General features: G+C 45.4%; 2 rRNA genes. Both read left to right on the forward strand.

What is annotated here, in order from left to right:
* A 23S ribosomal RNA gene (locus tag AAIE21_RS29535) occupies positions 1–97 on the forward strand; the annotation flags it as partial.
* A 46-nt stretch (positions 98–143) separates the two neighbouring features.
* A 5S ribosomal RNA gene (rrf, locus tag AAIE21_RS29540) occupies positions 144–238 on the forward strand; the annotation flags it as partial.

Raw genomic sequence — 238 nt, forward strand, 5'->3', positions numbered from 1 at the left:
GTAAGATCCCTGAAAGATGATCAGGTTGATAGGTTCGAGGTGGAAGCATGGTGACATGTGGAGCTGACGAATACTAATAGATCGAGGACTTAACCATATAATATGAAGCGTTATCTAGTTTTGAAGGAATATACCTTCAATAGTTTGGTGATGATGGCAGAGAGGTCACACCCGTTCCCACCATACCGAACACGGAAGTTAAGCTCTCTAGCGCCGATGGTAGTTGGGACCTTGTCCC

The sequence above is a fragment of the Paenibacillus sp. 102 genome (genome assembly GCF_039549175.1).
In the GTDB taxonomy this organism is placed as follows: Bacteria; Bacillota; Bacilli; order Bacillales; family Bacillaceae_G; genus Bacillus_A.